Consider the following 4,350-nt stretch of genomic DNA (forward strand, 5'->3'; position numbering starts at 1 on the left):
TTTCCGGAACACATGAAAAAAACGAGCCCTTGATACACAAGGGTTCGTTTGCTTTTTAAATTTATGGTTTATGCAGCTTTTTATACATCGTTGATTTATCAATGTTTTCATTCCTTTTTAACTAATAGATCTTGTATGAAAAGTAGCCTTTTTATGCATATGCCCCATCATCCCCTCGTTAAATAGGAGAAGGAGTAGAAAATAAAAAAGTTATTGCTAACTACATAATTACTAACGTAATTTATAATACCTACCAATAACAATCTTGAAAATGATCCCCTACTTAAGCTTATCTTTAAGAAACATTTGTAGTTGCCTATATAACAGACATAAAGACTCTGTCCACTTCTAACAACATGAATTTGCAAAAACAAACACCTACTTTCGTTAATGAAAGATTACTTTATAAATTAAAAATATTGATGTTATAGGTATGTTATTCATTTAATCACACTTACAGATCAACACTTAATCTCAATTGGAGATCCTTTTTTAGTACCAATAATGCTTCATTATGTTAACTATAGCTCCTTACAAACAAGGTTTTGGTTGCCTTGATGGCAACCTTTTAGCCTTAAAGGCAATAACGAAAAATATATAAAATTAGTGTTGCAAAACGAATGACGAATTGCTATTAAATAAAGAGTAAGAAGGGGGGAGTTTTCAAAAGTGGGTTAAACCCTTGATATGATTGGTTTTTCGGGTAATCTCGTGGTAATGAAAAATCATTACTTTCGTAATGAAAAATCATTACCACGAAATGAATAAAAAAAGAGCCAAAATTGGCTCTAAAATAATTTCTCAGGTAGTTTTTTTAATTCAGCAGGAGTTCTTCTAAACATAGCTTTTAAAGTTCCGTTTACATTGTCTCTGTCTCCAGAAAACATAATATGAGGATTTACAAATAAAGCATATGCTCTAACATTATTATCTTCTAAACCACTTTCAGAACGGGCTAAAATGCCTTTATCAATTAAACCCTTAATAATCGGATTTACATTTTGTTTTTTCTTTCCTAAAACTACTGCAAGATCACTTTGAGTTAAAGGTGTTGAGTTAATCTTTTTACAATCTTCTACAATGCAATTAGATTCAATTTCAACATGAGGAGCAATATCTATTAAAAAAGTCTTTTCAGCAGTAGTTAGATATTTAATTTCACGTAAATACAAAAGATTTGCTTGATTCAACTGGACAAACCTCGCTTTATTTTTAACTTTTCTTTCAGGAATTAATACCATTCCTCTAGAATTTGCTTTAGTTTGCAATTCAGTTGCTTGTTGTAGTTCTTCCTCAGTTAATATCTTTTCATTTTCTAAATCTCTTAATCGTGCTTTTCTTTCTGCTTCACTAAAATTACCAACATTTTTTTTCATCTAATTCCTCTCCCTATGTAGCAGGAATTAGTCTCTTTGTGTTAGAATATAAATACTCTAATAATGTGAATAAAGGGACTAATCCCTTGCAAATTTTCAAAAACCGCCTATCCGACCAAAGACAGGGCGGTTTTTTCTTTTTCTACTTTCGACAATACCAATAAAACTCCCTTTTTTCTAGCCATTTTCTACCTTTTTTCTCAAACTCTCTAGTAATTTATCATCTACTCTTTTAGGCTTGTACCCCATTCTATCAATCAAAATACCTTCTACCACCTTCATACGAGCCGTATAGATCCTATATTCACTTTCCGCAAAGGCTGATGTATCTAGATCAACAACAACCTCTTCTGGCGCCTTCTGAACGGTTCTCATGAGATTATACGATTTTGACCGTTCTTCTCTTACCAATCGTAGCAAAACCAATAAATCATATGTATGAAAGTTCGACAGCTGATCAAAAGGTAATTCACATTGATTTAAATAGACAAACTCTTTCATCGTTGGACGCTGCTTCTTCAATGGAGCATCACAAAACCCACAGTTTTCTGCATAGTTTCCACCGTTATCAGACCCACAGTACGAACAAATCATTCTTCCTCCCTCTGACCATTAACATGATCATCCAAACTTCTTTCTTATGTCTAAATCTCTTTCATTTTTATATAATAAAAAAAAGCTCATTTCGATTCCTTGCGCTTGCGACGGCGGGGTTCTATACGATAATGGGCTTTTTCCTTATCGCTCCAAACCACCCTCCCGATCACGATTTCTCTTTCGTGTCGATTGGATCTGCTTTTCTTGCTCCTGTTTATCCAGGGCAAATTTCTGAGCCCCTTTGATTTCGTTATCATCAGTAAAATATCGTTTTAACAACTTTTCTTTCGCTTTATCTAAAAAACTCGCCTTCACATACCCAACCATCTTCGCCAGTTCAGGCAATTTCTCCTGATACAATTCCTTTACTCTTTCTAGTGTTCCTTTTAAAAAGTCATTCTCTTTTTTCAGCTGCTTGTTTTCTTTCTTCAACTCCATATTTTCGTTTCGGACCAAATCACGTTCCATTATAAGCTTGTCTTTTCCGTCATGAAGTTTTTGATTTTCTATTTTAAGCTGCCTATTTTCCATTTTAAGGGCTTCTGAAGCTTTCGCTAAGGTTTCAATACCTTCAAAATCCTTTCGCTCCAATATGACCCTGTCAGAAGCGAATAAGCCCATCTTCTTTTCAAGCTTTACGTCAATCTCGTCCACCTTTTTCACTTGATCTAACGACTTCCCTAAATCGCTTAAACGATGCTCAATCTCATTGATAGACGTTTCAATCTCCTGTTTCGCTGCTTGTTTTTCAGATAAAGAACTTTCTAACCTCTCAACTTGTTCTTTTAATGTTTTGGCCTTAAATTGTTGCGTCGTTAAATGCTCCCGATTAGATCCTTTTTCTCCTCGCTCCACATCAAACCCTTGCTTCTGCAGATGCTTTGGAAACTCGTCTTGAATCCAACGTAATTCATTCCGATCAAAAACATGTTTTCCTTGTAGCTTCCCATCACGCATGGGAACCACCCCCAAATGCATATGAGGCGTTTTTTCATCCATATGAACCATCGCATACGCAATGTTCTTCTCGCCATAACGATCAGCAAATAATTTATAACTCTCTTCAAAGAACTGTTTTTCTTCAGCTGGATTTAACCTATCAAAAAAAACTCGATCAGACGTGATCAGCAACTCATTGACCAGAACAGCATCCTTCCTGGTCTTCCTCGTTCCTGTTTTCTGACTCTCAATGATCTCTTTCACTCGTTTGTTATAATCAATCTTATCCGGATTCACCAAATCATAATTTAAATGAGAACGCTTCTTATCGATGTCGGGATTCGTTTTACTCTCCCTCTCTCGTTGATTATGAAACTGCATTCCTTTTAAATCATGGGACTTCATTTTTTCCATCCGACAAATCGCAAAACTCATGCCTCCACCACCCTTATGTACACCTCTATTTAGGATTATAATCCGGTCACTACTTCCATGTAAAGTATAGCACACTATACTTTACATCCATAAAGTCGTGTGCTCTGCGAGGCTCTTTGCCTGTCAAACAGGCAAGCACGCAAGCGTGCAAAACCTAAGACCGCGGGGCTTCTCGCCCCACTACCCCCGCCAACGTCAGCACGTTGGATCGCTATATAAATCCCCTAAAACTATGTTGCCATAAAGGCAACAATTGCACCCTAAAGGTGCTAAGTAAGTAACCGCAGCAACACAGCATTAGCGCAACAGCAAGCAGAAAATGACGTAAAACAGTATGCTTTGCAACTTCAAATAGCATTCGAACAAATGGGTAAAACCATGCAGGTGATTGCTGATCAAAAAGAAGAGATTGCGGAATTGCGGAAGCATGTTGCTGATGTAGAAAAGAAGCAGCAACACCAAGAAGATTATATAAATAACAAACTTGAAGAACGTGATCAAAAGTTAATCCAGTCATTAAGAGATTCACAGGAAACAAAAAAGTTATTATTAGAAGTTCAAGAACAGATTGCTACATCACTAGAAGAAAAGAAGAGTTGGTGGCAAAAATTATGGAAAAGATGATTTTTTATAAGACCTATAAACTGATTAAAAAGATTTCAAAATTCGAGGAGGAAATAAGCATTGTTAAGTATCAACCACATTTGTTTTTCAGTTTCAAATCTAGATAAATCAATAGATTTTTATCAAAATGTCCTTCAAGCAAAGCTACTTGTTAAAGGGAGAAAGTTAGCCTATTTTGATTTAAATGGCTTATGGATTGCTTTGAACACAGAAGAGGATATTCCAAGAAATGAAATTCAACATTCATATACTTTTGTTGTATATAGATAATTTTAGTTAATTATGACACTAGTGTTGCATAAATGTTGACGCAATTTTCAGTTTAATGTTTTTTCCTGTTTAGAGCCAAAAAAGTAAATACCTTATTAAAGGTGGCTCC

General features: G+C 35.3%; 4 protein-coding genes and 1 pseudogene. 2 read left to right on the plus strand and 3 right to left on the minus strand.

Annotated elements, in window-relative coordinates; all coding sequences use genetic code 11:
* Window positions 1-788: 788 nt before the first annotated feature.
* The 3 genes from AS180_RS21000 to mobV all read right to left on the minus strand — a co-directional run bounded on the left by AS180_RS21000 (window position 789) and on the right by mobV (window position 3,347).
* On the minus strand, window positions 789-1,376 hold the full coding sequence (locus AS180_RS21000; protein WP_025908218.1) for a MarR family transcriptional regulator: 588 nt from the start codon (window positions 1,374-1,376) through the stop codon (window positions 789-791).
* Between the two features lie 177 nt (window positions 1,377-1,553).
* Complete coding sequence (locus AS180_RS21005; protein WP_025908219.1) at window positions 1,554-1,970, minus strand: hypothetical protein; 417 nt, start codon at window positions 1,968-1,970, stop codon at window positions 1,554-1,556.
* A 144-nt stretch (window positions 1,971-2,114) separates the two neighbouring features.
* Window positions 2,115-3,347: a MobV family relaxase gene (mobV, locus tag AS180_RS21010; protein ID WP_062687457.1), complete on the minus strand. Its 1,233-nt coding sequence runs from the start codon at window positions 3,345-3,347 to the stop codon at window positions 2,115-2,117.
* A gap of 366 nt (window positions 3,348-3,713) precedes the next feature.
* Here mobV and AS180_RS21015 point away from each other — a divergent pair, with 366 nt between their 5' ends.
* Window positions 3,714-3,971, plus strand: a complete 258-nt coding sequence (locus tag AS180_RS21015; protein ID WP_081801812.1) for a DUF3967 domain-containing protein — start codon at window positions 3,714-3,716, stop codon at window positions 3,969-3,971.
* A gap of 60 nt (window positions 3,972-4,031) precedes the next feature.
* A pseudogene (locus AS180_RS21020) lies at window positions 4,032-4,235 on the plus strand (VOC family protein); the annotation flags it as partial.
* Between the last annotated feature and the right edge of the window lie 115 nt (window positions 4,236-4,350).

Source organism: Priestia veravalensis, from assembly GCF_001457055.1.
GTDB lineage: Bacteria > Bacillota > Bacilli > Bacillales > Bacillaceae_H > Priestia > Priestia flexa.